Source organism: Brevundimonas kwangchunensis, from assembly GCF_039523815.1.
Taxonomy (GTDB): Bacteria; Pseudomonadota; Alphaproteobacteria; order Caulobacterales; family Caulobacteraceae; genus Brevundimonas; species Brevundimonas kwangchunensis.
In genome coordinates this window covers 207430-233934 of sequence record NZ_BAAAGA010000001.1, presented here as the reverse complement: position 1 = coordinate 233934, position 26505 = coordinate 207430, and the positions used below count along the sequence as shown (strand labels likewise).

Annotated in this window: 23 protein-coding genes; 14 read left to right on the top strand and 9 right to left on the bottom strand. The window is 68.5% G+C overall.

What is annotated here, in order from left to right; translation table 11 throughout:
* Positions 1-126: 126 nt before the first annotated feature.
* The 3 genes from ABDZ95_RS01185 to ABDZ95_RS01175 are packed head-to-tail and all read right to left on the bottom strand — an operon-like array spanning position 127 to position 6012.
* Entirely contained in the window at positions 127-1566 is a 1440-nt protein-coding gene (locus tag ABDZ95_RS01185; protein ID WP_343789103.1) for an efflux transporter outer membrane subunit, read from the bottom strand.
* Positions 1566-4808 carry an efflux RND transporter permease subunit gene (locus tag ABDZ95_RS01180; protein WP_343789095.1) on the bottom strand — a complete coding sequence of 1081 codons (3243 nt, stop codon included), beginning with the start codon at positions 4806-4808 and terminating at the stop codon, positions 1566-1568. The genes ABDZ95_RS01185 and ABDZ95_RS01180 overlap by 1 nt, the downstream gene beginning before the upstream one ends.
* Before the next feature lie 7 nt (positions 4809-4815).
* Complete coding sequence (locus ABDZ95_RS01175) at positions 4816-6012, bottom strand: efflux RND transporter periplasmic adaptor subunit (protein ID WP_343789092.1); 1197 nt, start codon at positions 6010-6012, stop codon at positions 4816-4818.
* Between the two features lie 132 nt (positions 6013-6144).
* On the opposite strand from ABDZ95_RS01175, the gene ABDZ95_RS01170 reads away from it, so the two are divergent.
* Entirely contained in the window at positions 6145-6747 is a 603-nt protein-coding gene (locus tag ABDZ95_RS01170) for a TetR/AcrR family transcriptional regulator (protein ID WP_343789089.1), read from the top strand.
* On the opposite strand, the gene ABDZ95_RS01165 is transcribed toward ABDZ95_RS01170, so the two are convergent.
* A complete protein-coding gene (locus ABDZ95_RS01165) occupies positions 6748-7185 on the bottom strand; it encodes a PaaI family thioesterase (protein ID WP_343789087.1) in 438 nt (145 codons plus the stop codon). It lies immediately after the preceding gene.
* 83 nt (positions 7186-7268) lie between these two features.
* Between ABDZ95_RS01165 and ABDZ95_RS01160 the strand changes: the two genes are divergently transcribed.
* The 8 genes from ABDZ95_RS01160 to ABDZ95_RS01125 all read left to right on the top strand — a co-directional run bounded on the left by ABDZ95_RS01160 (position 7269) and on the right by ABDZ95_RS01125 (position 16715).
* Positions 7269-7583: a DUF3253 domain-containing protein gene (locus tag ABDZ95_RS01160; protein ID WP_343789084.1), complete on the top strand. Its 315-nt coding sequence runs from the start codon at positions 7269-7271 to the stop codon at positions 7581-7583.
* A gap of 12 nt (positions 7584-7595) precedes the next feature.
* Positions 7596-8177 carry a uracil-DNA glycosylase family protein gene (locus ABDZ95_RS01155; protein WP_343789081.1) on the top strand — a complete coding sequence of 194 codons (582 nt, stop codon included), beginning with the start codon at positions 7596-7598 and terminating at the stop codon, positions 8175-8177.
* Positions 8177-9184 carry an alpha/beta fold hydrolase gene (locus ABDZ95_RS01150; protein ID WP_343789078.1) on the top strand — a complete coding sequence of 336 codons (1008 nt, stop codon included), beginning with the start codon at positions 8177-8179 and terminating at the stop codon, positions 9182-9184. Before ABDZ95_RS01155 ends, ABDZ95_RS01150 begins: the two co-directional genes overlap by 1 nt.
* An 85-nt stretch (positions 9185-9269) precedes the next feature.
* On the top strand, positions 9270-10361 hold the full coding sequence (locus tag ABDZ95_RS01145; protein ID WP_343791201.1) for a Glu/Leu/Phe/Val family dehydrogenase: 1092 nt from the start codon (positions 9270-9272) through the stop codon (positions 10359-10361).
* Positions 10362-10586: 225 nt separating this feature from the next.
* Positions 10587-12638 carry a cell cycle histidine kinase CckA gene (gene cckA / locus ABDZ95_RS01140; RefSeq protein WP_343789075.1) on the top strand — a complete coding sequence of 684 codons (2052 nt, stop codon included), beginning with the start codon at positions 10587-10589 and terminating at the stop codon, positions 12636-12638.
* Complete coding sequence (locus ABDZ95_RS01135; protein WP_343789072.1) at positions 12638-12967, top strand: hypothetical protein; 330 nt, start codon at positions 12638-12640, stop codon at positions 12965-12967. Before cckA ends, ABDZ95_RS01135 begins: the two co-directional genes overlap by 1 nt.
* Positions 12968-13038: 71 nt before the next feature.
* Complete coding sequence (locus ABDZ95_RS01130) at positions 13039-14877, top strand: DUF885 domain-containing protein (protein ID WP_343789069.1); 1839 nt, start codon at positions 13039-13041, stop codon at positions 14875-14877.
* Between the two features lie 29 nt (positions 14878-14906).
* On the top strand, positions 14907-16715 hold the full coding sequence (locus ABDZ95_RS01125) for a DUF885 domain-containing protein (RefSeq protein ID WP_343789066.1): 1809 nt from the start codon (positions 14907-14909) through the stop codon (positions 16713-16715).
* Here the strand turns inward: ABDZ95_RS01125 and ABDZ95_RS01120 are convergent.
* The 4 genes from ABDZ95_RS01120 to ABDZ95_RS01105 all read right to left on the bottom strand — a co-directional run bounded on the left by ABDZ95_RS01120 (position 16712) and on the right by ABDZ95_RS01105 (position 20330).
* On the bottom strand, positions 16712-17668 hold the full coding sequence (locus ABDZ95_RS01120; RefSeq protein ID WP_343789063.1) for a LysR substrate-binding domain-containing protein: 957 nt from the start codon (positions 17666-17668) through the stop codon (positions 16712-16714). The two genes, ABDZ95_RS01125 and ABDZ95_RS01120, sit on opposite strands and share 4 nt — an antisense overlap.
* 358 nt (positions 17669-18026) lie before the next feature.
* A complete protein-coding gene (locus ABDZ95_RS01115) occupies positions 18027-18941 on the bottom strand; it encodes an NAD(P)/FAD-dependent oxidoreductase (protein WP_343789060.1) in 915 nt (304 codons plus the stop codon).
* A complete protein-coding gene (locus ABDZ95_RS01110) occupies positions 18938-20098 on the bottom strand; it encodes a DUF1176 domain-containing protein (RefSeq protein ID WP_343789057.1) in 1161 nt (386 codons plus the stop codon). The genes ABDZ95_RS01115 and ABDZ95_RS01110 overlap by 4 nt, the downstream gene beginning before the upstream one ends.
* 19 nt (positions 20099-20117) lie before the next feature.
* On the bottom strand, positions 20118-20330 hold the full coding sequence (locus tag ABDZ95_RS01105) for a hypervirulence associated TUDOR domain-containing protein (RefSeq protein ID WP_343789054.1): 213 nt from the start codon (positions 20328-20330) through the stop codon (positions 20118-20120).
* Here ABDZ95_RS01105 and ABDZ95_RS01100 point away from each other — a divergent pair.
* The 4 genes from ABDZ95_RS01100 to ABDZ95_RS01085 all read left to right on the top strand — a co-directional run bounded on the left by ABDZ95_RS01100 (position 20227) and on the right by ABDZ95_RS01085 (position 23322).
* Positions 20227-20559, top strand: coding sequence for a hypothetical protein (locus ABDZ95_RS01100; RefSeq protein WP_343791248.1), 333 nt, complete (start codon positions 20227-20229; stop codon positions 20557-20559). The two genes, ABDZ95_RS01105 and ABDZ95_RS01100, sit on opposite strands and share 104 nt — an antisense overlap.
* A 103-nt stretch (positions 20560-20662) precedes the next feature.
* Positions 20663-21877: an NADP-dependent isocitrate dehydrogenase gene (locus tag ABDZ95_RS01095; RefSeq protein ID WP_343789051.1), complete on the top strand. Its 1215-nt coding sequence runs from the start codon at positions 20663-20665 to the stop codon at positions 21875-21877.
* Between the two features lie 186 nt (positions 21878-22063).
* Entirely contained in the window at positions 22064-22681 is a 618-nt protein-coding gene (locus tag ABDZ95_RS01090) for a DUF2939 domain-containing protein (protein WP_343789048.1), read from the top strand.
* Positions 22682-22761: 80 nt separating this feature from the next.
* Complete coding sequence (locus ABDZ95_RS01085; protein WP_343789045.1) at positions 22762-23322, top strand: DUF2939 domain-containing protein; 561 nt, start codon at positions 22762-22764, stop codon at positions 23320-23322.
* A gap of 26 nt (positions 23323-23348) precedes the next feature.
* On the opposite strand, the gene alaS is transcribed toward ABDZ95_RS01085, so the two are convergent.
* Positions 23349-25994, bottom strand: a complete 2646-nt coding sequence (gene alaS / locus ABDZ95_RS01080; protein WP_343789042.1) for an alanine--tRNA ligase — start codon at positions 25992-25994, stop codon at positions 23349-23351.
* 59 nt (positions 25995-26053) lie between these two features.
* Between alaS and ABDZ95_RS01075 the strand changes: the two genes are divergently transcribed.
* Complete coding sequence (locus ABDZ95_RS01075) at positions 26054-26500, top strand: hypothetical protein (protein ID WP_343789039.1); 447 nt, start codon at positions 26054-26056, stop codon at positions 26498-26500.
* The last annotated feature ends 5 nt before the right edge of the window (positions 26501-26505 follow it).

The window sequence follows — 26505 nt, the reverse complement described above, 5'->3', positions numbered from 1 at the left end:
CCGTTGTCGGGTCGCGAAGTAGAAAGAAAGCCGCGCGCGCCGCAAGCGGGAATCGACGGGCGGGTACAAACGAAAAAGGGGAGACCCTGCGGCCTCCCCTTCATCGTTTCCGGTGTTGCGAAGGCCTCAGGCCTCGCCGTTCCATCCGCCGGCCAGCGCCTTGAACAGGGCGATCTGGTAGGTGGTGACCAGCGCATCCGAAGCCGCAAGCTGGGCGTCAGCCGAGGCCAGGGTGCGCTCGGCATCAAGCACCGTCAGGAAGCTGTCGGCGCCTGCGTCGAAGCGCAGACGGGACAGGCGAGCGGCGTTGGCGGCCTGATCCCGCGCGGACTGAAGCGCCGAGCGGCGGTCCAGTTCGTTGGCGTAGTTGGTCAGGGCCGTTTCGGTCTCCTGCAGCGCCACCAGCACCGTCTGGTCGAACGTCGCCAGAGCGGCGTCCGAACCGGCCGAGGCCTGTTCGATCCGCGCGCGGGCGGCGAAGACGTTCGGGAACGACCAGCTGATCAGCGGGCCGAACGAGAAGCGGAAGTTCTCGTTGTCGCCCAGACCGTCGGCCTCGCCAGCCGTGGCGCCGAGCGAACCGCCCAGCGAGATACGCGGGAAGAGATCGGCGGTCGCCACGTTCACACGCGCCGCGGCCGAGGCGAGGTTGCGCTCGGCCTGACGTACGTCGGGACGACGGGCCAGCAGCTGGGCGCCGTCGCCGACCGGGATCGGCTGCGACAGTTGTGGCGGACGCTGGCAGGCACGCGCCGCTTCGCTGGCCTCGGCCGGGGTGCGCCCGGTCAGGGTGGCGAGACGGAACAGGGCGCCGTCTCGCTGGGCCCGCAGGGGCGGCAGCGAGGCCCGGGTCGATTCCAGCGCCGAGCGGGCGCGGGCCGTATCCAGACCGTTGCCCGAACCGGCGTCCAGCAGACGCTGGGTCAGGCCGACGGTGTCGGTCTGCAGCTGGATGGTGCGCTCCGCCACCGCGATCTGGGCATTGGCCGAACAGGCGTCGGCATAGGCCCGGGCCGTTTCGGCGGCCACGGTCACGCGGACGATGTCCAGGGCGGCCTCGGCGGCGGCTGCATCGGCGCGGGCCGCGCGAATGGTCGACTCGACGCGGCCGAACAGGTCGACCTCGTAGGAGACGTCCAGACCGGCGTCATAGCTTTCGACCTCCGGCGCCTCCGTTCCGGCGGGAAGGCCGGGAACGGTCGCGGCCGACGGGCGGCTGCGCTGGTAGGTCGCCGAGCTGGTCGTGCCCGGGAAGCGGCCGACGCGGGCCTCGCCCAGCGCCGCGCGGACGCGACGCAGGTTGGCGGCCGCGGCTTCCAGCTCGTTGTTCTCGGTCAGCGCCTGACCGATCAGCTGATCCAGAACCGGGTCGTCGTACAGCCTCCACCAGTCGTCGCGCGCGGCGGCCTGCGCCGTCACGGACGAGCCGGTGGAGCTTACGAAGGCGCCCGACGCCGAGGGGGGAAGGGTAGCGTCAGGCGCCTTCGGCCCGACCGCGCACGAGGCCAGCAGGAAGCTGGCTCCGGCGGTTGCGGTCAGGAACCGGAGAGAGGGTCGAACGGTCATCAGTGGTCTCCCGAGCGCGCCGGGGCGGCGTCGGCTTCATGCGGCGGCAGGCCGCCGGTGGTGGGGATTTCGCGTTCCTTCTGCGGCTCCCTGGGCAGCTTGGAGGCCACCCAGCGCATCACGACGTAGAAGACCGGCGTGAAGATCAGGCCGAAGAAGGTCACGCCCAGCATCCCCGAGAAGACCGACGTGCCCAGCGACTGGCGCATCTCTGCGCCGGGGCCGGTCGCCAGCATCAGCGGCACGACGCCGAAGATGAAGGCGAACGAGGTCATCAGGATCGGACGCAGACGGGTCTTCGCAGCCCGGACCGCGGCATCGAAGCGGTTCAGCCCCTCGTCCTCGGCCTGTTTGGCGAACTCCACGATCAGGATCGCGTTCTTCGCCGCCAGCGCGATCAGCACGACGAGACCGATCTGCACGAGGATGTTGTTGTCCAGCCCGCGGATGTTCACCCCGATCATCGCCGCCAGGATGCACATCGGCACGATGAGCACGACCGCGAGCGGCAGGGTGAAGGCCTCGTACTGGGCGGCCAGCACCAGGAAGACCAGCACGACGGCCATGGCGAACACCACGGTCGCGCCGCCTGCGGCTTCCTTCTCCTGCAGCGCCAGACCGGTCCACTCGTAGGAGAAGCCCGGAGGCAGGGCCTGCCCCGCCAGCTCTTCCATGTGGGCGATGGCCTGACCGGACGAGACGCCCGCCGCCGCCGAACCCTGCAGCTCGGCCGCCGGGAACAGGTTGTAGCGGACGATCCGCGCCGGACCGGAGTCCTCGCGCAGGGTCGCGACCGAGCCGATCGGCACCATGGCGCCGGTGGCCGAGCGGGTCTGCAGGTTGGCGATGTCGGCGATGTCATCGCGCGCCGTCGGCTCCGCCTGCGCCGTCACCCGGAAGGTGCGGCCCAGGAAGTTGAAGTCGTTGACGTAGGCCGAGCCCAGATAGACGCCCAGCGTGTCGAACACGGCCGACGGCTGCACGCCCATCATCAGCGCCTTGTCGCGGTCGACGTCGGCGGCGATGCGGGGCGAGCCGGTGTTGTAGGTCGAGAAGACCTGCTGCACCTGCTCCGGTGTCTGCGCGGCGGCGCCCATCATGGCGAAAGTGGCGCCTTCGAGCGCGCGGTAGCCCGCGCCCGAGGTGTCCTGCACCATCAGCTGGAAGCCGTTGCCGTTGCCCAGACCCTGCACCGCCGGCGGGGCGATGACGAAGATCTGTGCGTCCTCGATCCCCATGGTGGCGCCGGTGATCGCGCCGGCCAGGGCGGCTGCGCCCTGTTCGGCGGTCTTGCGCTCCTTGAACTCGTCCAGGCGGATGAAGATGGTCGCGGCGTTGGAGCCGAACGAGAAGCTGGTCCCGTCCAGACCGGCGAAGGCGACCATGCCCTCGACGCCCTCGGTCGCCTTGATGGTGTCCGAGGCCTGACGCATCACCGCTTCGGTTCTCTCCAGCGAAGAGCCGGGGGGCAGCTGGATGACGCCGATCAGGAAGCCCTGATCCTGCTCGGGAATGAAGCCCGACGGGGTGTCCATCAGACGCCAGCCGGTCAGACCCAGCAGGGCGACATAAACCACCAGCACGATGCCGACGGTGCGTACCAGACGCGCGGTCAGGCGGCCGTATTTGTCGGACAGCCAGTCGAAGCCCTCGTTGAACTTCCGGCCGGCCCAGCCGCCGTAGTAGGTCGCCGTGCCCAGCAGGCCCGGCTTGCGCTGGTTGTCATGCGCCTTATGCGGCTTCAGCAGCAGCGCGGCCATGGCCGGCGACAGCGTCAGCGACACCAGCAGCGACACCACAGACGCCGTCGTGATGACGATGGCGAACTCGCGGTAGAAGATGCCCGGAATGCCCGGCACGAACATGGTCGGCACGAACACCGAGACCAGCACCAGGCCGATCGAGATCAGCGCGCCGGACACCTCCTGCATGGATCGGTGGGCGGCTTCCTTGGGTGTGAGACCCTCGCGGATGTACCGCTCCACGTTCTCGACCACGACGATGGCGTCGTCGACGACGATGCCGACGGCCAGCACCAGGGCGAACAGCGACAGGGAGTTGATCGAATAGCCCAGCATCAGCTGCACGGCGAACGTCGCCACCAGCGCGACCGGGATGGCCACGATCGGGATGATCGCCGCGCGCCAGGTCTGCAGGAAGACGATGACCACCAGCACAACGAGGATGACGGCTTCGATCAGGGTGTGCTGGACCGACTCCACCGAGGCGGCCACGAACTCCGTCGGGTTGTAGGCGACCGAGACCTCCATGCCCTGCGGCAGTTCGGACCGGAACGCTTCCATCTCTTCCAGCACGCGATCGGCGGTGCCCAGGGCGTTGGCGCCGGGCTGCTGGATGATGGCCATGCCGACGCCGCGCTCGCCGTCGAAATAGCCGTTGATGCCGTAGTCCTGCGCGCCCAGTTCGACGCGGGCGACGTCGCGAATGCGGGTCACGCGGCCTTCGGCGTCGGTCTTGATGACGATGTTCGAGAACTCGTCCGGATTGCTCAGGCGGCCCTGCACCTGCACCGGCAGCTGGAAGGCTGCGGCGTTGGTGGGGAAGGGCGGCTGGCCGATCGCGCCGGCCGCGGCCTGCACGTTCTGCGCCTGCAACGCCGCCACGATGTCCGGCCCGGTCAGGCCGCGCGCGGCGGCCTTGCCCGGATCGATCCAGACCCGCATCGAATAGTTGCCGCCGCCGAAGATCTGGACCGCGCCCACGCCTTCCAGACGCAACAGGCGGTCGCGCAGCTGGGAGTTGGCGTAGTTGCCGACGTAGTCGTTATCGAGACTGCCGTCCGGAGACGTCAGCCCGAGGATCATCAGGAAGCCGGATTCCTGCTTGTTCACGGTCACGCCGATCTGACGGACCTGAGCAGGCAGGCGGGGTTCGGCCAGGGCGACGCGGTTCTGGACCAGCACCTGCGCCGCATCCAGATCGGTGCCGGGCTGGAAGGTCACGGTGATGCCCACCGTCCCGTCCGAGGTGGACGAGGACGACAGATACAGCATGCCCTCCACCCCGTTCACCTCCTGCTCGATCGGCGCGGCCACGGTCTCGGCCACCGTCTCGGCGGAAGCGCCCGGATAGGCGGTGTTGATGGTGATCGTCGGGGGCGCGATCTCCGGATACTGCGACAGGGGCAGCAGCGGATAGGCGAAGATCCCGATCAGGGTGATGAACACCGAGATCACGGCCGCGAAGATCGGCCGGTCGATGAAGAAGCGTGAGATGTTCATGACGCGATCAGTCGCCGGACACGCTGTTGGCGAAGGTGGCGCTCGAGGCCGGGGCCATGGTCGTCACCGGCGTCTGCGCCTGCTGGGCGACGGGCTGGATGCGGCCGTTGCGGGCCTGCACCTTCACGCCCGGCTGCTGCACGCGTTGCAGGCCGTTGATGATCACGCGATCCGTCTCGCGGATGCCGCCGCGGATGACGCGCAGGCCGTCGACCAGCGGTCCCAGCTGCACGGCGCGCGGAGCGACCGAGCCGTCCTGCGCCACGACATAGACCACGCGGCGGGCCTGATCGGTGGCGATAGCGGCGTCCGGCACCAGCATGGCGCGGTAGCTGCCGGCGCCGGCCAGACGGGCCTGACCGAACATGCCCGGCTTCAGGAAGCCGTCTGCGTTCGGGATCACGGCGCGCAGGCGGATGACGCCCGAGGCGGTGTCCACGGCGTTGTCGGTGAAGTCCAGCGTGCCCGAGCGCGAGAAGCCGCTCTCGTCCTGCAGGCGCACCTGGATCGGCGCCGCGCCCGTGCGGGCCTGACGCTGGTACTTCAGCAGCACGGCTTCGGAGCCGTCGAAGACGAAGTGGATCGGAGCGCTCGAGACCACGGTGGTCAGCACGTCGGCGGCCGACGAACCGCCGCCGACCAGATTGCCGGCGTCAACGCGGCGGTCCGAAACCCGGCCCGAGATCGGGGCGGTCACGCGCGTGAACTCGAGGTCCAGCTGGCGCGCGCGGACGGCGGCGTTGGCGGAGGCGACAGCGGCTTCGGCCTGCTGCACGGCGCCGCGACGCGTGTCGAACTCGGCCTGCGACACGGCCTGCGAGGCCAGCAGGGTCTCGGCGCGCGTGAACTCGGTCTGCGCCAGGTTCAGCTGGGCCTGCGCCTGCGACAGCTGGGCGCGCGCGGCGGCCAGCGCGGCCTGGGCCGGACGCGGGTCAAGCGTGAACAGCAGCTGGCCGCGGCGGACGAACTGTCCGTCGCGGAAGTGGACCGCCTGGATGTAGCCGCCGACGCGGGCGCGAACCTCGACCGACTGGGTCGCCTCGAACCGGCCGGTGAACTCATCCCAGTCCTGGATGGTCTGCATCAGCGGGGTCGAGACCGTCACCTGCGGAGCGGGCGGCGCCTGCGCCTCGCTCGGTTGTGAACAGCCATAAAGCACGGCCGCCATGAGGGCGGACGCGGCCACGATCTTCACCGTGCGCATAAACCAAATCTCCGAATGGGAGGAATCCCTGTCATGTCGACGCGCAGCGATGGGGAGGATGCCGCTAGTCAACGCCCGGTGACTTAATGGTGATCCGGGGGCTTCTTGTCAACGGTCGATGACAAAGCCATATTGCCTTTGGGGCTATTCCGGAGACCTATCCAGTTGTTTTGTCATGCTGCGCCTCGGCCGCGTAACGCCGAGGCGACCCGCGCTGCTATTCTGAACGCGTCGCTCGAGCGGTTTTCCCGCGAGAGCTACGACGACGTCGGCATGCGCGACATTGCAAAGGACGTGGGCGTCGATGCCGCCCTCGTGTCCCGCTACTTCGGCTCCAAGGAAGACCTGTTCGCGTCGGTTCTGGACAGCTGTTCCAACGGCAGCGAGCTGATGGACGGCCCGCGCTCCGGGTTCGGCCTGCGCGTCGCTCACGCCGTGATTTTCGAGCCGAAGAAAGAAGGCAAGCTGAAGGGCCTGCTGATCATGCTGCGCTCGGTCGGTTCGACCAAGGCGATGGAGATCGTCCAGCGCACAGGCACCGAACGCTTCTTCGGCCCCTTCGCCGACTGGGTCGGCGGCGAGGACGCCATGGTCCGCGCCCGTCTGGCCGCCGCCACGATCATGGGAATGGCCGTGAGCCGCGAGATCACCGGCGGCTTCGGGCTGAACCCCGAAGAGTGCAAGCGCCTGGAAGCCCGCATGGGCCGGATCCTCCAGGACATCATCGACGGCTGATCAGCCGCCGCGCTTCTCGAACTTCCGGATCACGCCCGAGAAGGTCATCAGGATGCGCTCGCCCGCATTGATCTGACCCCGCACGAAGATCAGGCTCTTGCCCGCGCGAACCACCTCGCCGGTCGCCTCGACCAGTTCGCCGACATAGGCGCCGTCGATGAAGGTGGAATCCAGAGACACGGTCACGCCCGAGGCGCCTTCCATCTCCTGATAGGCGGTCTGGAACAGCGAGATGTCGGCGAAGGTCATCAGGCAGCCGCCGTGCATCCGGTCGCCCGCATTCATGTGCTTGGGCTCGGCGCGGAAGGCGCAGCGCATGCGGCCGTCGGGGTCCGGCTTGAAGTAGAACGGGCCCACGACCTGATCGAAGGTGCCGTGCAGATCGTACATCTGCCAGCCCGCGAACTCGCCCTCCGTCACGGTGACCTTGGCTACCATCTCATTCCTCTTGGACTACCGCGCGTCGCGCTACTTGAGCCGGGCGCCTTCTTATCGCTCTCGCAATGCAGCATATAGGCGCGATGAGCGATCCCATCGAAGCCGCCATTTTCGAAAAACTGGCGAAGGCCGACCCCAAGGGCGTCGGCGGCAAGAGCATTGAACCCTCGGACGTGGCCAAGGAGCTGCAGCCCGAACAGTGGCAGCGCATGCTGCCCAAGGTGAAGGCGACGGCGCTGGGCCTGATGCGTCAGGGCAAGCTGACCATCACCAAGAAGGGCAAGCCGGTCGATCCGAACGACTTCAAGGGCGTCACCCGTCTGCGTTTGCCGACGCCGGAAGAAACCGCCGCCGCCCTCGCCGCGCTTCCGCCGAAGACGGACGAAGACGAGGACTGATCGGTTCACGGGATGGGCCTCGAGGCCGTTCTCTCCGACATCCGCGCCTGCCGGGCCTGTCTCGGCCAGTTGCCGCACACCCCGCGTCCTGTCGTGCGCGTCTTTCCGGAGACGCGCCTGTTGATCTGCGGCCAGGCGCCCGGCCGCCGCGTGCATGAAAGCGGTCTGCCGTTTACCGATCCGTCGGGCGATCGCCTGCGCGACTGGATGGGCGTGGACTACGAGACCTTCTACGCCGATCACCGTCTCGGTGTGGCGGCGCAGGCCTTCTGCTATCCGGGCACCGCGCCGGAAGGCGGCGACTATCCCCCGCCGAAGCGCTGCGCCGAACTTTGGCGGCCTCAGCTTCTGTCCGAACTGCCGAACGTCGAGCTGACCCTGCTGGTCGGCGGCTATGCTCAGGTCTGGGCCTTGGGCGACCGGGCGAAGGCGAATATGACGGAGACGGTCCGCGCCTGGCGCGACTACGCCCCCGACATCCTGCCCATGCCGCACCCCTCGTGGCGTAACACGGCCTGGCTGAGGCGAAATCCGTGGTTCGAAGCGGAGATCGTGCCCTACCTTCGCCAGCGGGTTCGGGGCATTCTGGCCTGATGTTGCGCGCGCTCGCCATCCTGCTGACCACTCTGACGCTGGCCGCCTGCGCCACGCCCGCCGTCCAGTCGCCGCTGGCGCCGCCCGCGAACTTCGCCGGGCCGTCGTTGCAGGCTGACGCCCTGATCATGGACGACGGCGGTCGTCTACCTCTGGCCCGCTGGGCGCCGGAGACGGGCGAGCCTTGGGCGGTCATCGTCGCCCTGCACGGCATGAACGACAGTCGGGCTTCCTTCCGTCTCGCCGGTCCGTGGTGGGCCGAGCGGGGGATCGAGACCTGGGCCATCGACCAGCGCGGCTTCGGCCAGGCGCCCGGCCGCGGCGTCTGGGCCGGCGAGGCGCGCATGACCGAGGACCTGCGCACCGCCGTCGCCCTGGCTCGCGCCCGCCACCCGCGCGCGATCATCGCCGTGGCGGGCGAGAGCATGGGCGGGGCGGTCACCGTCGCCGCCTTCGGCTCGGACCGCCCGCCGGCCGCCGACCGCGCCATCCTGCTGGCGCCCGCGGTCTGGGGCTGGACCGCGCAGGGCCCGGTGAACTCCGCGGGCCTGTGGGTCGCCGCCCGCACCCTTGGTCCGCGCGCGGTCGATGCGCCCGAGTGGGCCATCCGCGATCACCCGGCCTCGGACAACATGCTCGAGCTGTTCCGTAACGGCCGGGATCCGAACAGCATCATCTCGACCCGGTTCGACACCCTGTACGGGCTGGTCAGCCTGATGGAGAGCGCTTCGCTCAAGCTGGGCGCCATGCGCGCGCCGACCCTGTTGCTCTACGGCGCCAACGACAACGTGATCCAGAAGCCGGCCATGCGGCTGGCCCTTCAGCGCGCCGGCGAACGCCCCGGCTTCCGCACGGCCTGGTATCCCTCGGGCTGGCACATCCTGAACCGGGACTATCAGGCGCAGACCATGTTTCGTGACGTCGAGGCCTGGCTGCGGAACGCCGATGCGCCGCTGCCCTCAGGGGCAGGTCCGGTGCTGCCGGCGCTGGAAAGACACGCTCACTGACGCGAAAGCGCCACGCTTGCGGTGTTGATCCGGGGCGCGTACACGCCGCGCAACAAAAAATACCCCGGGAGTAGCGCTTATGAGCATGACCCTGTTTGATTCCCCATCCTTCGCGAACCACGAAGGCGTCCATGCGGTCTTTGACGAAAAGACCGGCCTGCGTGCGATTATCGCTGTTCACTCGACCGCTCGCGGCCCGGCCGTCGGCGGCACGCGCATGTGGAACTACGCCTCGTCGGCCGAGGCGCTGGAAGACGTCCTGCGCCTGTCCAAGGGCATGAGCTACAAGAACGCTGTCGCGGATCTGGAGATGGGCGGCGGCAAGTCGGTCATCATCGGCGACAGCCGCACCCAGAAGACGCCGGAGCTGTTCGCCGCCTTCGGTCGCGCCGTCGACACCCTGGGCGGCATCTACTACGCGGCCGAGGACGTCGGCGTGTCGGTCGCCGACATCGCCGTCGCCCGCAAGGTCACTCCCTATGTGCTGGGCCTGTCGGACGGTCCGGAAGCCTCGGGCGACCCGTCACCGGTCACCGCCGAGGGCGTGTTCCGCTCGACCCTTCTGGCCGCCCGGCGCCTGTGGAAGCAGGACGATCTGACCGGCCTGACCATCGCGGTTCAGGGCATCGGTCACGTCGGCGGCTATCTGGCCGACAAGCTGCACGCCGCCGGCGCCAAGCTGGTCATGACGGACGTCAACACGGCCCTGCTGGCCGAGGTCGCCGCCCGCACCAACGCCGAGATCGTCGCTCCGGACGCCATCTATGACGTCAAGGCCGACATCTACGCCCCGTGCGCCTTGGGTGCGACGCTGAACCCGCAGACCCTCGACCGCCTGACGGTCAAGGCCGTGGTCGGCGCCGCCAACAACCAGCTGGCCACGCCGGACATCGGCCAGAAGCTGTTCGATCGTGGCGTCCTGTACGCACCGGACTACGTCGTGAACGGCGGCGGCATCATCAATGTCGCGTCCGAGCTGAACGCCCGCAACACGGGCGGTTCCTATGACCCGGCCTGGGTCGAGGCCAAGCTGTCGCGCCTGATGGAAACGCTGGAAGAGGTCCTCGACCGCTCGGCCGTCGAAAAGCGTCCGACCCACGAGATCGCCGACGCCATCGCCGAGGCCCGCATCAACGCCGCCCGCGACCTCAAGGCCGAGCAGCGCAAGGCCGCCTGATCGGTCATACGACCGGATCTGATGCAGCATTCGGCCATCCTGCTCCGCAGGGTGGCCGTTTCTGTTTTGGCGCCCATATTCGCCGCTGGCCCTTGGCGTCCCTGAGTGGCGATCCGAACCGATGCATCCATTGCATCAATTGCATCCATTGCATCGGATTCGCGCGTCAGGCGCATCCGGCCCACTATCGCCGGAACCGCCCCTTCTGATTCGGGCCGAGGCGCCATGACCGCAACCTCCCGCAAGGCTTTCGACCCCCTCCTGATCGTGATGGCGATCGGCTTCGTGGTCGCGATCGGAGCCCTCGCCTATCCGGCCTTCCGCGCCGACCCGATGAGCGCGCCTGGGCTGGTGCTGATCTTCACGGTCGGCGCCGTCGCCCTGATCGGCCTGTTCACCTTCAATCGCGGCGAGACGAAACAGCCGCTGGCCGACGCCGTCGTCGACCTGCTGGACGCCATGTCCGAGCCGGCGGCCCTGGTCTGGTCGACCGGACAGGTGCTGGCCTTCAACGCGGCCTGGGCCGAGGCGGGCGGGGCGACCTCCGCCCTGCCGCCGACGCGGTCGGGTAACAAGTCCGCCTCCGCCCTCTACATGGCCTTCGCCCAGGCCCGCGCCGGAGAGCAGGGCAGGGCTATCGTCGAGATCGGCGCTCGTGAGTACGAAGTTCTGATCGGTCAGGCGGGCGAGGGGCGTTTCCTGCTCCGCGCCGCGCCCGAAGCCGTCCTGCCCGTCGCCGCCGCCCCGACCGAGCGCCAGCAGGGGCAGGGCAACGCCGCCGAGAGCCGCGCCATGGCCGCCGGCGCGCCTTTCGGCTCGGCCGTCATCGCCGGCGAGGACCTGTTCTCCGGCAAGGTCGAGGATCCCAACGCCGCGCTGGCCCTGCTGACCGGCCCGGCCGTCGCTCGCGACGCCGCCTTCGGCCATCTGTTCGATCCGGCCGGCGTCGCCGAGGCCCGGACCAAGCTGGCCGCCGGTTCCTCCGGCCCGATAGAGCTGGTCGCCCGCGCCCACCCCGACAAGATGCTCCACCTCTACGTCGCGCCGGAGGGCGACCGCAGCCGTATCTGGCTGTTCGACGTCTCGACCCAGAAGTCGATGGAGCTCCAGCTGTCGCAGGCCCAGAAGATGCAGGCCGTGGGCCAGTTGGCCGGCGGTGTGGCCCACGACTTCAACAACCTGCTGACCGCCATCCAGATGCAGCTTTCGGAGCTGCTGGAGCGCCACCCGGTCGGCGACCCCTCCTACGACGGTTTGAACCAGATCCGTCAGACCGGCATCCGCGCCGCCGATCTGGTGCGCAAGCTGCTGGCCTTCTCGCGCAAGTCGACGGTGCGTCGCGAGCGTCTGGACCTCGGCGAACTGGTCGGCGAGTTCGCCGTCCTGCTGCGTCGCCTGCTGCGCGAGGACGTGCGTCTCGAGACCGACTACGGCCGCGACCTGCCGGTGGTTCTGGCCGACAAGAGCCAGCTCGAGACCGCGGTGATGAACCTGGCCGTCAACGCCCGCGACGCGATGCGCGGCGTGGTCGAGCCCGGCGACGCCGTCGTCACTATTCGCACCGCCCGCCTGTCCGCCGACGAGGCCCGCCAGATGGGCTGGGCCCATCCCTCGACCTCGGCCGTCGCCCTGATCGAGGTGTCGGACACCGGCCCCGGCGTGCCGCCCGAGCTGCTGGACAAGATCTTCGAGCCCTTCTTCACCACCAAGGCGGTGAACGAGGGCACGGGCATGGGCCTGGCCACCGTCTACGGCATCGTCGAACAGGCCGGCGGCCACATCAACGTCGCCAACATCGAGGGGGCCGGCGCGGCCTTCCGCATCTTCCTGCCCGAGGCCGCCGAGGCCGAGCTGGCCGAAACGCCGGTGGTCGAGAAGATCGCCAAGGCGCCGCGCGACCTGTCTGGCGCCGGCCGCATCCTGTTCGTCGAGGACGAGGCCGCCGTGCGCGGCATCGCCGCCCGTCTGCTGCGCCAGCGCGGATACGAGGTCATCGAGGCCGAGGATGGCGAGCAGGCGCTGGAACTGGCCGAGGAGCACGCCGGCCAGATCGACATGATGATCTCTGACGTCATCATGCCGGGCCTCGACGGCCCGTCCTTGCTCAAGAAGGCCCGCCCGTTCCTCGGCGACGCGCCCGTCATGTTCATCTCGGGCTATGCCGAGAGCGATTTCTCGGACCTGCTGCAGGACGAGGTCGGCGTCTCCTTCCTGCCCAAGCCGCTGGACATCAAGACCCTCGCCGAGCGCGTGAAGCAGGAGCTTCACGCGGGGTGATGACAGACGTCGGCGAACACGATCTGGAAGAGTTGACCAAGCGCTACGGCGAGCTGGTTCGTGACGTCGACTGGAACGACCTCGCCGACATTGCCGAACCGCTGCGAGAACTCGCCGGGCTCGGTGAGCCCCGTGCCATGGACCTGCTGGCCATTCATTTGAGTGATGCCGACAGTCACGCAAACCGGGCGGAGATCATCGCCCTGCATGAAGGGGCCCATGACCGAGGCTCCCTGACGGCAGCGGGTAACCTCTCCATCTACTACCGTGAGCAAGGCGAACCCGAGCTCTCGGAGGCCTGGTCGCGAAAGGCTGAACAGCGGGGATAGGGACCGGATGGGGGTTGTCAGGTCCGTGACGGACCACTCATCTAACGACCCGGATAAATCGGAGACCCGCCATGATCGACCGTCGCCGCCTGCTCCTGTCGTCCGTCGCCGCCGCCGGCGCGGCTGCCGCCGGCTCCGCCCTGGCCCTCCCGCGGGCCGTCCCGCAATCCGAAGGCGGAGCGAAGGTCACGGCCCTGCTCGAGCGGATGATGGCAGAGTTCCTCGCCGAGTCGCCGGAGTTCATGACCACCCTGGGCCTCGACACCGGCCCCGCCGCCGCCGTCCGCTCGCGACTGGACGACCGGTCACAGGCCTTCCTCGACCGCGCCCATGGCGTCTACCGCGGCTACAGCGCCGAACTGGCGACCATCGACCGCACCGCCCTGTCCGGTATGGACGCGGTCAACTACGACACGACCAAATTCATGCTCGACAGCGCCGCGGTCTCCGATCGGTTCGACTACGGCGCCCAAGCGGTGGTCGGCGGCGCGGCGCCCTATGTCGTCAGCCAGCTGACCGGCGCCTACATGGGCGTCCCGCAGTTCCTCGACACCCAGCACCAGATCCGCAACGCCGACGACGCCGGGACCTATCTCGACCGCCTGCAGGCCTTCGCCGGCGTGCTGGACGTCGAAACCGACCGCGTCCGTTCCGACTTCGCCAAGGGCGTCGTCCCGCCGGACTTCATCCTGCGCCGCACCGGCGAACAGTTCACCGCGGCCCTCGGCGTCTCCCCGGCCGAATCCGGCATGACCGAGTCCCTCGTCCGCCGGGCGCGCGAGGCCAATGTGCCGGGCAACTGGGCCGCCCGCGCCGAGGCCATCGTTCGCGACGCCGTCTATCCGGCCATGCAGCGTCAGGCCGAAGTCATCGCCGCCGCCCTGCCGGGCGCCACCTCCGACGCCGGTTGCTGGCGCCTGCCGGACGGCGAGGCCTACTACCGCTACGGCGTGCTCAGCTACACGACCACCGACATGGACGGGGACGAGATCCACCGCATCGGTCAGGAGCAGGTCGCCGAGCTGTCGGCCCGCGCCGATGAAATCCTGAAGGCGCAAGGCCTGACGCAGGGCTCGATCGGCGAGCGCATCGCCTCGGTCGGCCAGCGGCCCGACCAGCTCTATCCTAACACCGACGCCGGCAAGGCCCAGCTGATCGCCGACCTGAACGCCCAGATGGCGGCCATGCAGACGCGCCTGCCCGAGGCCTTCGGCGTCCTGCCCCGAGCCACGGTCGAGATCCGCCGTGTCCCCGTCGCGATCGAGGCCGGGGCTCCGGGCGGCAGCTATCAGATGCCCTCGCTCGATGGCTCGCGCCCGGGGGTCTACTACATCAACCTGCGCGACACGGCCGAGTGGCCGCGCTTCACCCTGCCGACCCTGACCTATCACGAGGCGTCGCCGGGCCATCACTTCCAGATCTGCATCGCGCTGGAGACCGACGGTATTCCGACCCTGCGCAAGATGCCGCTCTTCTCGGGCTACACCGAAGGCTGGGGTCTCTATGCCGAACAGCTGGCGGACGAGATGGGCGTCTATGCCGACGACCCGTGGGGCCAGCTCGGCTACCTGCAATCCTTCATGTTCCGCGCCGCCCGTCTGGTCGCCGACTCCGGCCTGCACCACAAGCGCTGGAGCCGCGAGCAGGCGGTCCGGTACATGGTCGAGACCCTCGGCGACGCCGAGACGACCATGACCACCGAGATCGAACGCTACTGCGTCTGGCCGGGGCAGGCCTGCAGCTACAAGCTGGGTCACACCGTCTGGGATCGCGTCCGTGAGCGCGCGAAGACGACCATGGGCGACCGCTTCGACATTCGCGGCTTCCACGACACCGGCCTGGCCGCCGGCGCCATTCCGCTGCAGGTGCTGGAGCGGGTCATCGACGACTGGGCCGCCGGCCGCGCCTGAGAAGCACAAGAACCCGAGGGGAGGGACCCATGATCGACCGCCGCAGCCTTCTGACCACCGCCGCAGCCGCCGGCGCGACATTGGCCTTCGCAGGCCCCGTCATCGGCCGACAGAATGCCGATGCCGAGCTCGACGCCATGCTTCAGGCCTGGTTCGATCAGGATATCGACAGCGCACCGGAAACCGCGACCAACCTCGGCCTCGATCGCGGAGCCCGCGCCGGCCTGTCGTCGAAGCTGAGCGACCTCAGCGAGGCGGCCTGGCAAACGGATCGCGCGAAGGCCGTCGAGCGCCGTCGTGTCTTCCGGGCCTTCGGGGGTACGGATGGCCTGTCGGAGGCCGGCAAGGTCAACCACGCCGTCGCCGACTTCCGCACAGAAACAGCGGCGACCGGCGCCGGCTTCGACTACGGCTCGGTCATGGGCGGCGGCCGCATGGGCCCCTATGTCGTCAACCAGCTAAGCGGCGCCTACTTCACGGTCCCGGACTTCCTCGACAACCAGCACCGGGTCGAGGATGCCGCCGGCGCCGACGCCTTCCTCGCCCGCCTGTCCGCCTTCGGCCCGGCGCTGGATGACGAGACCGCGCGCATTCGCGAGGACGCGGGCAGGGGCGTCATTCCGCCCGACTTCGTCATCGACCTGACCACCCGCCAGCTATCGGCGCTCGCCGCCCAGCCCGGCCCGGACATGGCCATGGTCCGCTCGCTGGAGCGCAAGGCGTCGTCCCTCGGCGTCGCCGGCTATGGCGACCGCGCGGCCCGCATCGTCGAGGCCGAGGTCAAGCCGGCGCTGGCTCGCCAGATCGCCGCCTTCGAGGTCCTGCGCCCGCAAGCGGTCCACGACGCCGGCGTCGTCCAGCGCCTGCCAGACGGCGAGGCCTTCTACGCCCACGTCCTGAAGCACTGGACCACCACCACCCTCACCGCCGACGAGATCCACGCCATCGGCGTCGAGCAGGTCGCCGAAATCTCGGCCAGCATCGACACCATCCTGAAGTCGCAGGGCATGACCCAGGGCACGGTCGGCGAGCGGATCGACGCCCTGAACAAGGACCCGGCCCAGCTGTGGGGCGAAACCGATGCCGACAAGGTCGCGCTGATCGCCTCGCTGAACCGGCAGGTGCAGGCGCTCCAGCCCCTGCTGCCCCGCGTCTTCGGTCGACTGCCGCGCGCCGCCGTCGAGGTCCGCCGCGTGCCGCCCGCCATCGAGGCCGGCGCACCGGGCGGATACTACCAGGGCCCGCCGCTGGATGGCTCGCGGCCGGGCGCCTACTACATCAATCTGCGCGAGACCAAGAACTGGCCGAAATTCTCGCTGCCGACCCTGACCTATCACGAGGCCTCGCCGGGCCATCACCTGCAGGTCGCCCTGCAACGCGAGACCGAGAGCCTGCCGCAGTACCGCCGCGCCAATGGCTTCTCGGCCTACAACGAGGGCTGGGCCCTCTACGCCGAGGCCGTCGCCGCCGATGACCTCGACGTCTATGCCGAGGATCCGCTGGGCCGCGTCGGCTTCCTGATGTCCTATCTGTTCCGCGCCGTCCGCCTGGTCGTCGACACCGGCATGCACGCCAAGGGCTGGAGCCGCGAACGGGCCGTCGACTACATGGCGGCCTCGGGGGCCAAGCCGATCGGTGCGGCCAACAGCGAGATCAACCGCTACGCCTCGATGCCGGGCCAGGCCTGCGCCTACAAGATCGGCCACACCGTTATCGCCCGCCTCCGCGCCGAACAGGCCGCCCAAGCCGGCTTCGACCTGCGCGCCTTCCACGACAAGGTGCTGGTCAACGGCTCGGTGCCGCTGGCGGTGCTGGAGCAGTTGATCCGGGAAGGCTAGGGCCGGAGCGCCTTGGCCTTCTCCGCCGTCCGCTCCTCATTACCGGCGCGGGCGGCAACCACCGCAGGATCGGCATCCGCCTGCGCCATCAGCCAGTCGCGGAAGCGCTTGATCTTGGGCGAGCGTCGCCGGCCCTCAGGCCAGACGAGGTAGTAACCGGTGTGGAAGGAGACCATCTCCTCGAAGGGCCGGACCAGCAGGCCCGCCGCGATTTCCCGCGCGAAGAGGATGGGAGAGGCCAGCGCCACGCCCTGATCCCCCAGCGCCGCGGCGACCTCCAGCACCTGATAGTCGGCGGTCAGGCGGGTGGATTGCTTCCGCCCCTCGCTGCTCAGCCCGAGGGCGGCGAACCAGACGGCCCACTCCTTCTCCAGCCCGATTCGGGGCGCCTCGATCAGGTCGGCCGGGGTCTTCAGCTTCAGCCGTTCGGCCATGGCCGGGCTGCAAAGTGGCGTGAAGACGCTGGGCATGACCATCTGGCTCTCCAGCCCCGGCCAGTCACCGTGGCCCGAGCGCATGCCGACATCGAAGCCTTCGCGGTTGAGGTCCAGCAGGGCCGGGTTGGTGTCCAGCCGCACCGCCAGTCCGGGGTTGGCCAGCTGGAAGGCGCCCAGCCTCGGCGCCAGCCACTGGGTCGCCAGCGTCGCCAGCGTCGTCACCGACAGGATGTGCTCGTCCGCCTCGGTCAGGTCGGTGATCGCGCGGCGCAGCAGGGTGATGGCCTCGGTCGAGGCGCTGGACAGACGTTCGCCCGCCTCGGTCGGCTGCACCTCGCGCGGCAGGCGGCGGAACAGGCTCTGGCCCAGCCGGCCCTCCAGCGCCTTGATCTGCCAGCTGACCGCCGCCTGGGTCATGCCCAGCTCTTCGGCGGCGCGCGTAAAGCTCTTCAGCCGCGCGGCAGCCTCGAACACGCGGATGGAGGCGAGGGGGATGCCAGCGAGTGGATCGGCCATAAGCGAACCTTATGAAGAGGGCCGACAATCTGGTTTGTTCTCAGACGCTGTCAAGCCGATGCTCTGCCCTGTCGCCAACGCCAATCAGAGGAGGCCGGTATGGAAGAGCTGCATCGTACGCATAAGGAACCCGCATGGGGTTGGATGTCGGTGCTTGAGGACTGGCGTCGCAGCCGCACGCGCCGTCGTCTCCGCGCCGTAGCGGGCCAGTACACGCCCGCCGCCCGCTGATCGCGGTTCCGGAAATCCGGTCGTTCGCAGGCGAATTTCCCTTCCCCCGCAGCGATCGTCGGCCCTCCCCGAAGGGGCCGTGGCCCGGTCCCGGAGTCTCCTGCTCCCGGGGCCGGGTCGAGCCGCCTCAGACGGTTTGCGCGGTCTGCCCGTCGGCGTCCCTGAGGCAGTTGTGGATTGCGGTCGCGGCCACTGCCGCCTCCGCCGTCGCCACGGCGATCTGGTTCAGGCCCCGCACGACATCGCCCGCGGCATACAGACCGCGCACGCTGGTCTGCTGATGCGGATCGACATACAGCCGCCCGTCCTCGCCGAGGTCCGCGCCCAGTCCTGAAGCCAGCTCCGCGGTCGGCGAGGTGCCCAGCGCCGAATAGACCAGGTCGAAACTGCGGAAGGCGCCACCCCAGCTGAGGGCCGTGACCCGGTCCTGCTCAAGCCGCACATTGTCGATCGGGGAGCAGATCAGCTCAATGCCCAGCCGCTCCAGATCGTTCTGCCCCTCCAGCGCCTCGCGCGGGCCGATGTGGATCAGGGTCACGCGATCCGAGTAAGTGCGCAGGAAGGCGGCCTCGCGCACGCCCTTGTCGTCTTCGCCGATGATGGCGACCGACTTGTCGATGGCCTCATAGCCATCGCAGATCGGGCAGATGCGCACCAACGCCCGCTCGATAGCTCGTTCGACGCCGGGCAGGTCTGGGTGGTGATCGATGACGCCGGTCGCCAGCAGCACGGAGCGCACGTGCAACGTCCTTCCATTCAGCCGCGCGAAGAAGCCTTCGCCTTCGACGCGCAAATTCTCGATGAGGCCGCGCTCCAGCACCGCCCCGTATTCCTCGGCCTGTTCTGTCATTCGGCTCAGGATGGCGTCGCCGGTGATGCCGCGCGGGAAGCCCGGCATATTATGGCTGATCGGAATCCAGCACGCGCGGGACGGTCCGCCGTCGGCCACAAGAACCCTCCGCCGGAAGCGGGCCAGATAAGTCGCCGCTGTCAGGCCGGCCGGGCCGGCGCCGATTACGAGGACCTCGGGCTCGAAACTCATCCCCGCTGCGTGCGCCAGTAGGTCGGCCAATGATCCGGGCTGATGCCCCAGCAATCGCCCATGCCACGCTCTTCCGACAGGGCGAAGGCCGTGCCTGTCCAGGTCCAGGTCGTGATGGTCCCGCAGTCGCCGAGACCTCGTCCGCGCGGGAAGACCGTCAGGGTCTGCGCCGCCGTGTCATAGACCGGGTTCACCAGCCACGGTCCTTCACCGCCGATGTCGCCTTCGCGGCGCGGCAACCGCTCGGGCAGGGCGGCGGGACGCGGATTGGCGCCGTTCAGGCCGGTCAGGAACAGCTTGTAGGTCGCGTTATAGGCGCCGCTTCCGCAGGGAATGCCCCACAGCTCGGTGTTGGCGGACAGCTTCACGGCCAAGGTCGCGGCGTTGAGCGTCGGGTTGCCTTCCGTGCGGCACTCGCGAACGTCGGTTCGGCTCTCCAGAGACGCCGGCACAGCCAGTTTGGGCGGATCGTTCTCCATCGGATTCTCTGCCCCGCGGAATGCGCCCTGATCGACCGCACGCGCCGGTGTGACTCGTGGCAGGGGCGGGGCGGTCGGCACGGCGCTGTCCGGACGAGCGCCCCGGCGCATTAGCGCGCCGGTCGTGTCCAGTCTGCCCTGCCGTTCGTCGATCCAGAGGAAGGCCGCAGCCGCGCCGGTGGCCGGGATCGCTTCGCGCTGCGAGGAACTCGCCAGGGCGATGGTCTTGGCCTGGGCGATCTCCGCAACGATGCGACGCATGCGGTCGGCGTGATCCTGCGCATTGGCAGCGTTTTGCGGGCCGGCGCGCGGTTGTCGCTGTCGTCCATCGATAAGCAGGGTCAGGGCTGGCGCGTCCTCGCCCACCTCGCCCAGCGACCAGCTACCGGTCTCGATGCTCGGAACCTGTCCCGGCCCCGGCTGGATCGCGACACGCAGCCAGCCGCCGTCGCCGCCGGTCCATGCGACACAGGCATTGCCGTTGTCACAAACCACGCGCCAGTCGCGGAAGGTCCGGTTCTCGGTCTGCATGGCCGGGGCCGCCGCAGCCGGGGTGACCGCAAGCTGGTTGGGCGCACCAGGCGCCGAGGCGGCGCCTTCCGTCTTCTCCGACGCGGCTTCACGTCCACAGGCGGCCAAGGCGAGGGCGGCGGTGGTCGCCAGGATCAAGGTTCGCATCTTCTGTATCCCCGGAAGGTCAGGCTTTGCGCAGGGCGGAGGGTTTGTGCGCCGCCCGTGCTCCAGTTTTCCCACTCTCGACGATATATTCGGGGTTGTCTGCCGAGGCGGCGACCTTGTGGTCCTGAATGCGGGTCGGGCTGGTCACCTTGCGCACTACCTTGCCCGTACTCGTGCCCTGGCTGTGCTCCCACTTCACCCGGTCGCCCGGCCTGAACGACTTTTCGGACATCCGCTCGTTCCTTTCGCTCCTGCTTCGTTTGAGCGAGTACGCGGCGTATCAGTTCCGCATCGAGAAGGACGGGCGCCTCGAGAAAGGTCAGGATCCACTCGTCGATGAGCCGGTCCATTTCGGCTTGCGTCAGGTCCTGCGGTCGATCTGCCCCGTCCATGAACTGCCAACGCAAGTCGGCAAGCCGACGTTCAGCTTGGCAGCAGGCGGCTTTTTCGGGGCAGGGTAAACGTCGATAAGTTATGCACAGGCCGCGCGGACTTTGCGCTCCGGCTCCAGGGGGCTATACCCCCGCCCGACCCTTCATTTCCCACACGTCAGAGGCAATCCGCATGGCCAAGATCAAGGTCGCCAACCCCATCGTCGACATCGACGGCGACGAGATGACCCGCATCATCTGGCAGATGATCAAGGACAAGCTGGTCTTCCCGTTCCTGGATCTGGAGCTGGACTACTACGACCTGGGCATGGAGCACCGCGACGCCACCGACGATCAGGTGACGATCGACGCGGCCCACGCCATCCAGAAGCATGGCGTCGGCGTGAAGTGCGCGACCATCACGCCTGACGAGGCCCGCGTGGCCGAGTTCGGCCTGAAGAAGATGTGGAAGTCGCCGAACGGCACCATCCGCAACATCCTGGGCGGCGTCGTCTTCCGCGAGCCGATCATCTGCTCGAACGTGCCGCGTCTGGTTCCGGGCTGGACCCAGCCGATCGTCGTCGGCCGTCACGCCTTCGGCGACCAGTACAAGGCCACCGACTTCCTGATGCCTGGCAAGGGCACCCTGTCGATCAAGTTCGTCGGCGACGACGGCGAAGTGATCGAGCACGAGGTCTTCAAGTCGCCGGGCGCTGGTGTCGCCATGGGTATGTACAACCTGGATGACTCGATCCGCGACTTCGCCCATGCCTCGTTCGGTTATGGCCTCGCGCGCAACTACCCGGTCTATCTGTCGACCAAGAACACGATCCTGAAAGCCTACGACGGCCGCTTCAAGGATATCTTCCAGCAGGTCTTCGACGAGCACTACGCCGCCGAGTTCAAGGCGCGTGGTCTGACCTACGAACACCGTCTGATCGACGACATGGTCGCGGCCGCGATCAAGTGGTCGGGCGGCTTCGTCTGGGCGTGTAAGAACTATGACGGCGACGTGCAGTCGGACATCGTGGCGCAGGGCTTCGGCTCGCTGGGCCTGATGACCTCGGTCCTGATGACCCCGGACGGCAAGGTGCTGGAAACGGAAGCCGCCCACGGCACCGTGACCCGTCACTACCGTCAGCATCAGAAGGGCGAGGCCACCTCGACCAACTCGATCGCCTCGATCTTCGCCTGGACCCGCGGCTTCAAGCACCGCGCCAAGCTGGACGGCAACGCCGAGCTGGACCGCTTCGCCGACACCCTCGAGAAGGTCGTCGTCGACACCGTCGAGGCTGGCTTCATGACCAAGGACCTGGCGCTTCTGGTCGGCGACCAGCAGGGCTGGCTGACCACCGAGGGCTTCCTCGACAAGGTCGCCGAGAACCTGACCAAGGAACTGGCGGCTTAATAGAAGGCGCTAACGCTCGCGACGCGGTCGCTCACTGCTTGAGCGCCGGGTCGCGTCGGGTCGAGAGGGCGGAGCCTTCTGACCGCGGTCAATCCAGAGAGGCCCGTCCGACTCGCGTCGGGCGGGCCTTCGCTTTGATGAGGCCCGCGTCTGTGCATTGATGGCGCGGTTAACAGGAGACGACGCGTGAAGGTCATCGGAAACCTGCTGCTGCTGGCGGCTATCGTCGCAGTGATGAGCTTCTTCGCAGCGCCGGCGGTGGCGTTCTTCGCTATCCGCTCGGCGGCGGACGCCAATGATGCATCCGAACTGGCGCAACTGATCGACTTCGCCGAGGTGCGTCAGTCGCTGCGGCCACAGCTGACCGGCAATGCGGCCGCAATCGCACCGGCGCCGTCTTTCCTGGAGGATCCGATCGGCGCGGTGCGTCGCCAGTTCGAGCAGGCCGCGCCCATCGCCGGTCCGACGCCCGACATCTATCTGACGCCCGCCGCCTTGGCCGCCCTGACGCGGGCTGAGGGCCGCTACGCGTCGCAGCGGACCACGGCGACCCTGAACGACGGCGAGCGCGGCAATCCCTTCCCTGAACCGGTCTTCTGGGGCGTGAACCGCGCCCGCATGGCCGTGACGGACGAGGGCGGCTCGCAGACCATCTTCACTTTCGAGCGTCGGGGCCCGTTCGAATGGCGGCTGGTGCACATCGGCCTGCCGGACGGCGTGGCGCCGGTGGTCCGTCCGCTGGTCGGCCGCGCGCCGCCGGTCGAGGAACAGCCCGTGGGCAAGAGCGGCAAGACCAGCGGCTGATCCCTCCACCCACTGGCTAACGCGCTCGACTCGGGCAACCGTAGCGGCGGGGAAAGCGTTTCGGCGCTGAAGGGACATCCATGACCAGGAAACTGCTGACCGGCATCGCCGCGACGGCCGTCATCGCCGTTGTCGCCGCATGGGCCGCCGCACCGATCTTCGCCGGTCAGGCGCTGATCCGTGCTGCCAAGGCGGGCGACGCCGACAAGCTGGAGCAGCTGGTCGACTTCCCGGCCCTGCGCACCAGCATGAAGGACGAGCTGGGCCGCGAGCTGGCCCGCCGCATCCGCAACGATCCGCGCGTCGCCGACAGTGGTCTGGGCGGGCTGGGCTATGTGCTGGCGCCGATGGTCCTGTCCGGGGCGGTCGACACCCTCGTGACGCCCGAGGTGATCGCCCAGATGGTCACCACGGCCGAGGCGCCCGATCCGACCGACGACGAGACGCGCGAGTCCGAGCCCAACGCCGCCGACCGGCGCGACGACAAGGACATCCATCAGTCCTGGGGCTATCGCGACCTGAACCGGTTCGCCGTGACCCTGACGGACCGCGACCAGCCGGACCAGCACCTGGCGCTGATCATGGAGCGTCGCGGCCTGTTCAGCTGGAAGCTGGCGGCGATCGATCTGCAGGCGGAATAAAGGGGGCGCTCGAGCCCCCTCGAGCGTTAGCCCAGCGCCGCGCGAACCGCAGCAAGACCGTCTTCGGCCTTCGAGCCGTCCGGAGCGCCGCCTTGGGCGAAGTCGGGCTTGCCGCCCGCGCCCTGACCACCCATCGCCAGCACGGCCGCGCGCGCCAGATCGGCCGCGTTGACCTTGCCGGCCAGATCCGCCGTCACGGCCACGGTGACCGCGGCCTTGCCGTCCGTCACGCCGATCAGGGCCACCACGCCCGTACCGACCGACTTGCGGAAGTCCTCGGCCACGCCACGGAGGCCCTTGCCGTCCACGCCGTCGAGGACGCGGGCGATCAGCTTCACGCCGTTGATCTCTTCCGGCGCGGCGTTGCCGCCCGAACCGCCGCCCAGCGCCAGCTGCTTCTTCAGCTCGGCGACCTGCTTCTCCAGCGCCTTGACAGAGGTGTGCAGGCCTTCGACGCGGCCGGTCACGTCGGCCGGCTGGACCTTGAAGTCGCGGGCGAGATTGCGGGCGATCTTCGCCTGACCCTCGACGTAGAGGCGCGCGGCCTCGCCGGTCAGGGCCTCGATGCGGCGGACGCCGGCGGCGATGCCGGTTTCCTGCACTACCTTGAACAGGGCGATGTCGCCGGTGCGGGCGACGTGGGTGCCGCCGCACAGCTCGACCGAATAGGGCGCATTGTCGCTGACCAGCGACTGGCCGATCGTCAGCACGCGGACCTCGTCGCCGTACTTCTCGCCGAACAGGGCGATGGCGCCGGCCTCGATGGCCGCTTCAGGGGCCATCAGCTTCGTCTCGACCGGGGTGTTCTGGCGGATGACCGCGTTGACCTCGGCCTCGATGGATTCCAGCTCCGCCTCCGTGACCGGGGCGTTGTGGCTGAAGTCGAAGCGCGCGCGCTCGGCGTCGACCATCTGGCCCTTCTGGGCCACGTGGGCGCCCAGCACGTTCTTGAGCGCAGTGTGCAGCAGGTGGGCCGCCGAGTGGTTGGCGCGGGTGGTCACGCGCTTGGCCGCGTCCACCGATTGGGCCACGCGGGCGCCCGTCGTCAGCTCGCCCGAGATGATCTCGGCCGACAGGACGTGCAGGTCGCCGGCCTGTTTCTTGACGTCGATGACCTCGGCCGAGCCGCCCGGCCATTCCAGCGTGCCATGATCGCCGGCCTGACCGCCGCTCTCGGCGTAGAAGGGGGTGGTGTCGAACAGGACCTCGACGATGTCGCCGGTCGCGGCGACGTCGGCCGGCTGGCCGTCCTTCATGATGGTCAGGACCTCGCCCGAACCGTCGGTGTTGTCATAGCCGGTGAAGACGGTCTGGCCGAGGCGGTCGCGGACCTTCAGCCACTCGCCGGCATTGGCCTGCTGGCCCGAGCCCTTCCAGTGCTCGCGCGAGCGGGCGCGCTGCTGGGCCATGGCGTCCTGGAAGCCGTCGACGTTAACGCCGTAGCCGCGGCGACGGGCCTCATCCTGCGTCAGGTCCAGCGGGAAGCCGTAGGTGTCGTACAGCGTGAAGGCGGTCTGGCCATCGACCATGTCGCCCGGGCGGAAGCCCTGCACGGCGGTCTCGAACAGGTTCATGCCCTTGGACAGGGTGGTGCGGAAGCGGATCTCCTCCTGCTTCAGCGTGTCCTCGATGAACGGCTGGGCGCGCTTCAGCTCCGGATAGGCCTCGCCCATCTCTGACACCAGCGTCGGCACCAGACGATGCATCAGCGGATCGGTCGCGCCCAGCAGGTGGGCGTGACGCATGGCACGGCGCATGATGCGGCGCAGGACGTAGCCGCGGCCCTCGTTCGACGGGGTCACGCCGTCGGCGATCAGGAAGGACGACGAGCGCAGGTGGTCGGCGATCACGCGGTGGCTCGGGGCGCGTTCCTCGTCCGACTTCGTCGAGGTGGCGTCTTCAGAGGCGGCGATCAGGGTCTGGAACAGGTCGGTGTCGAACACCGAGTTCTTGCCCTGCAGCACCGAGGTCATGCGCTCCAGGCCCATGCCGGTGTCGACCGACGGTTTCGGAAGGCTGCGAACGATCTCGTCGTTCTCCTTCTCGAACTGCATGAAGACGTTGTTCCAGATCTCGACGTAGCGGTCGCCGTCTTCGTCCGGCGAACCCGGAGGGCCGCCCGGGACGTGGTCGCCGTAGTCCCAGAAGATCTCGGTGCAGGGACCGCACGGGCCGCTGTCGCCCATGGCCCAGAAATTGTCCGAGCCGGCGATGCGGATGATCTTGTCGTCGCCGAAGCCCGTGACCTTCTTCCAGATCGCGGCGGCCTCGTCGTCGTCGATGTAGACGGTGACCAGCAGGCGTTTGGCGTCCAGGCCGAAGTCCTTGGTGACCAGGTTCCACGCGCTCTCGATCGCGTGTTCCTTGAAGTAATCGCCGAAGCTGAAGTTACCCAGCATTTCGAAGAAGGTCAGGTGGCGCGCGGTGTAGCCGACGTTGTCCAGATCGTTGTGCTTGCCGCCGGCGCGCACGCATTTCTGCGAACTGGTCGCGCGCGGATACGGAGGCGTGGCCGCGCCCGTGAAGTAGTCCTTGAACGGCACCATGCCCGCGTTGACGAACAACAGGGTCGGGTCGTTCTGCGGCACCAGCGGAGCCGAGTGGACCTTCTCGTGGCCGTCGGCCGCGAAGTAGTCGAGGAAGGTCGAGCGGATCTGTTTCAGGCTGGCCATGGTCGCGGACTTTGCGGGGAGCGAAGAGGAACGGGCGTCATATAGGTCTTTCAACCGCAATGCATCATCGCCCTGCGACGGCCAAGGCTGGATTCCGGACGCGACTTGGCCACTATGTCGGCATGGATTCCTCCAGCACCGAAGAGATCGTCGCCTGGGCCCACGCGCTGGAGGCCTATGCGCGCGACTGGGACGAGACCTTCGACAAGCGTCCCGGCTATTTCACGCAGGAATTCTGGTACCTGCTGGTCGGCTGCATGATCGCCAACTGGAACGGCCGGCCCATGACCATGAGCCAGGCCTGTCAGGCGATGAAGAGCGGCTCGAACCGCACGCGCGAGGAGCGGATCAAGAAGGCGGTCGACGACGGCTTTCTGGTCAAGGAGCGGGCCGGCGACGACGGCCGCGCCGCTCTGGTGCGCCCGACCGAAAAGCTGGAGGCCCTGATGATCGGCCATCTGCAGCGCACCCGGCAGATCGTTCTGGATGCGCTGACGGACGGATAGGCGCA

Bases quoted from the DNA above. Each gene is read 5' to 3' on its own strand.
- ABDZ95_RS01150 (WP_343789078.1), top strand. From the start codon at position 8,177: ATGTTGCGCGCGCTCGCCATCCTGCTGACCACTCTGACGCTGGCCGCC.
- ABDZ95_RS01095 (WP_343789051.1), top strand. From the start codon at position 20,663: ATGGCCAAGATCAAGGTCGCCAACCCCATCGTCGACATCGACGGCGAC.
- ABDZ95_RS01145 (WP_343791201.1), top strand. From the start codon at position 9,270: ATGACCCTGTTTGATTCCCCATCCTTCGCGAACCACGAAGGCGTCCAT.
- ABDZ95_RS01185 (WP_343789103.1), bottom strand. From the start codon at position 1,566: ATGACCGTTCGACCCTCTCTCCGGTTCCTGACCGCAACCGCCGGAGCC.
- ABDZ95_RS01180 (WP_343789095.1), bottom strand. From the start codon at position 4,808: ATGAACATCTCACGCTTCTTCATCGACCGGCCGATCTTCGCGGCCGTG.
- ABDZ95_RS01135 (WP_343789072.1), top strand. From the start codon at position 12,638: ATGACAGACGTCGGCGAACACGATCTGGAAGAGTTGACCAAGCGCTAC.
- ABDZ95_RS01160 (WP_343789084.1), top strand. From the start codon at position 7,269: ATGAGCGATCCCATCGAAGCCGCCATTTTCGAAAAACTGGCGAAGGCC.
- ABDZ95_RS01110 (WP_343789057.1), bottom strand. From the start codon at position 20,098: ATGCGAACCTTGATCCTGGCGACCACCGCCGCCCTCGCCTTGGCCGCC.
- ABDZ95_RS01115 (WP_343789060.1), bottom strand. From the start codon at position 18,941: ATGAGTTTCGAGCCCGAGGTCCTCGTAATCGGCGCCGGCCCGGCCGGC.
- ABDZ95_RS01175 (WP_343789092.1), bottom strand. From the start codon at position 6,012: ATGCGCACGGTGAAGATCGTGGCCGCGTCCGCCCTCATGGCGGCCGTG.
- ABDZ95_RS01130 (WP_343789069.1), top strand. From the start codon at position 13,039: ATGATCGACCGTCGCCGCCTGCTCCTGTCGTCCGTCGCCGCCGCCGGC.
- ABDZ95_RS01085 (WP_343789045.1), top strand. From the start codon at position 22,762: ATGACCAGGAAACTGCTGACCGGCATCGCCGCGACGGCCGTCATCGCC.
- ABDZ95_RS01120 (WP_343789063.1), bottom strand. From the start codon at position 17,668: ATGGCCGATCCACTCGCTGGCATCCCCCTCGCCTCCATCCGCGTGTTC.
- ABDZ95_RS01075 (WP_343789039.1), top strand. From the start codon at position 26,054: ATGCATCATCGCCCTGCGACGGCCAAGGCTGGATTCCGGACGCGACTT.
- ABDZ95_RS01105 (WP_343789054.1), bottom strand. From the start codon at position 20,330: ATGTCCGAAAAGTCGTTCAGGCCGGGCGACCGGGTGAAGTGGGAGCAC.
- cckA (WP_343789075.1), top strand. From the start codon at position 10,587: ATGACCGCAACCTCCCGCAAGGCTTTCGACCCCCTCCTGATCGTGATG.
- ABDZ95_RS01125 (WP_343789066.1), top strand. From the start codon at position 14,907: ATGATCGACCGCCGCAGCCTTCTGACCACCGCCGCAGCCGCCGGCGCG.
- ABDZ95_RS01100 (WP_343791248.1), top strand. From the start codon at position 20,227: ATGCGGGTCGGGCTGGTCACCTTGCGCACTACCTTGCCCGTACTCGTG.
- ABDZ95_RS01155 (WP_343789081.1), top strand. From the start codon at position 7,596: ATGGGCCTCGAGGCCGTTCTCTCCGACATCCGCGCCTGCCGGGCCTGT.
- ABDZ95_RS01165 (WP_343789087.1), bottom strand. From the start codon at position 7,185: ATGGTAGCCAAGGTCACCGTGACGGAGGGCGAGTTCGCGGGCTGGCAG.
- alaS (WP_343789042.1), bottom strand. From the start codon at position 25,994: ATGGCCAGCCTGAAACAGATCCGCTCGACCTTCCTCGACTACTTCGCG.